Raw genomic sequence first — 2454 nt, forward strand, 5'->3', positions numbered from 1 at the left:
TCGCCTAAATCGGCACCTAAGCTGCAAAGTTCTAAAATTAAATTCTGAGAGTTCTTTTTCCCAAGGTTCGTCTCTTTGGTTGGTGAGTCTTTATGAAAAAACCACCCGAAGGTGGTTAGTAATTAATCTGCTGTAGGTAAATAATCTGGGTCTATGCGATATTTTCCTTCCTCATTTATGATAAGAGGAAGTGTTCTAGGGCGACCACCCAACGCTGTATTTACATAGGTTAATGCTTTGCCTGTATCATCATCAATATTAATTATTATATTACCACCTTTCCAACCATCTTTGGGGACTTTAGCATAAACTACCCAGCAATTCTTAATTATACTACCATCAAATAAGCTTTCTTTATCTTTATGAAATAAAGCTTCAAAAGGGGCTTTTCTATCATAAAAGGATTCATAGCCTCTCCATTCTTCTAAATCTTTTATTACCTTTTTCAAAAGGTCTTTACAATATTGCTCTTTATGTTTCATTATTTTAAGTTTTTTAAATAAATTTCTAAATCAAATTTTTCAAAATCTTCTAATTTCATATTTCTTGCAAAATTTTCATTAAAAGCTTTCAAATCTGTCAAAATATCTTGGTCACTCCATTTGGTGTATTTTTTTGCTTTAACAAATTCTGACAACACAAATGTTTCATGTATCTCATCTGGTATCTCATGAAATTTGGTTAGATAATTTTTTGGATATAATTCCTTTATGCTATGCCACATTTTTAAATGAAATAATTCGTGTTGCACTGTATAGCTGGTTACTTCATAAAAACCTCTTGATGTGCTTCCTCTAAACAAATACAAAGCAGGGCCATCTAATTTTATGCCTGGGTAATTCCTACTATTCAAAGGTTGATCAACCCACATACCATCTAATGGTTCTTTTTGCCATCTTTTAAATAATTCTGACCATTGTTCATTATTTCGGTCCACTAAAAACATATCTACTCCGTATTCTTTCTTTATTCTTTTTGCAATTTTATTGAATTTTGCAATTGAAATAACACCTTCATTTTGTATAGTATATTTGCCTGCATTTCTTGTTTTTTCCACCACCTCATATAATTCATCAAAAAACTTCTCTTTATCAGCTTCAGAAAGTTTACGAGTGCTGTTACCGTCGTCTATTACTACTTCATTAAGTTGTTTCCTTATCTCATCTTCATATTCTAAAGCATTTTTGGCACTAGTTCTGGCTCTTTTGAGTAGAAATTCACCTAAATCTGCTCCTAGACTGCAAAGCTCTAAAATTAGTAAAAATTCTGAGAGTTCTTTTGCCCAAGGTTCGTCTCTTTGGTCGGTTATTTTTAATAATGCATTTACTGTTCCGGAACTTATTTCTATAACACCTACAGCCCCTCTTGCTGCTGTTTTTACTGCCTTAGCAGCTCTGCTTATAAATCGAAGTTTACTTGCTTTAGAGGATACTTTGTATAAATGCCTAAACTTGGCAATATTACCCACACCAGAAAAAGTGGTAATAATATCAACAGTATATTCTGCAGCAGTGGCTGTGTTTTCCCAAAAGGCAACATCTTCTCCTGCTTTTAATACAAAGGCAGGAAATAAAGGCGATGTTAATGCAACACCTGTTTGTTGTTTTTGAAAATTGTTAACGGCAATAGGCTGAAAGGGATGATAATAAAAACTTTTCTCGGTTTCGGTAAAATGTTTTACTGCTTCTCCTATTGCAGGATGCAATATACTTGCAATTTCATCCCACCAACTGGTATCGGGTTCATATTTTAGTAAGTTGGCATTAATCCAACTAATATTCATATTGCTATAAAAAAAGGTAAATTCTTTTTTGGCTTCATAGTTAACAACAAAAGGGCTTTCGTTATTTATATATAGCTTATTATCGGGATTTTTATAACTTGAATTGAACCAAACTACATGAATAAGATTCACAAATTTTTTGAAATTTTCACCATTTAGTTTGCTGTATAAAATTGAAAATCTGGTTTCTTTTTTATCATATGAAACTAATAATTCTTTTATAAAATCATCTTTGTTTTCATGATTTTTAGATAATCCTTCTAGAATTTTAATTGTAATATCTTCTACATTTAAGCCAAGGTTTGTAACCATTCCTTCTAAAATTTCATCTAAAGTATCCCACAAAAACTTAGGTTTAATTTTTTGAAATACAAAAATAGGGATGTAGTAGAGCACTTGGAGTTTTTGTTTTCCACGGTATTTTTTTAGCAAATGATTTATAAAATCTGTATAATCAGAAAAAAACAGGGACCTGTTAGTACTGCTAAATGCTTCTAAACTGTCGTAATAATTAAAAACTGTCTGGTTTATAAATTCTAGTAAGGCACCATAGTAGTTGAATTCTAATTTTATGGCTCTTTCTGCCATGAAACTATTGAACCTGATTCCTTTTTCCACATAATTATATTTTCTAAGTACACGACAAAAATTGTATTAAATTAATTTCCAGC

Annotated in this window: 2 protein-coding genes; both read right to left on the reverse strand. The window is 31.4% G+C overall.

Annotation, left to right across the window (positions count from 1 at the left end):
• Positions 1-122: 122 nt before the first annotated feature.
• Positions 123-482 (reverse strand): hypothetical protein, encoded by a 360-nt coding sequence (locus CHU92_RS00865; RefSeq protein WP_094411660.1) that lies wholly within the window; start codon positions 480-482, stop codon positions 123-125.
• Positions 482-2401: a hypothetical protein gene (locus tag CHU92_RS00870; RefSeq protein ID WP_094411662.1), complete on the reverse strand. Its 1920-nt coding sequence runs from the start codon at positions 2399-2401 to the stop codon at positions 482-484. The genes CHU92_RS00865 and CHU92_RS00870 overlap by 1 nt, the downstream gene beginning before the upstream one ends.
• Positions 2402-2454 lie beyond the last annotated feature (53 nt).

Source organism: Flavobacterium cyanobacteriorum (assembly GCF_002251835.1).
GTDB classification, from domain to species: domain Bacteria; phylum Bacteroidota; class Bacteroidia; order Flavobacteriales; family Flavobacteriaceae; genus Flavobacterium; species Flavobacterium cyanobacteriorum.

Coding starts and splice junctions, on each gene's coding strand:
- CHU92_RS00865 (WP_094411660.1), bottom strand. CDS start 482: ATGAAACATAAAGAGCAATATTGTAAAGACCTTTTGAAAAAGGTAATA.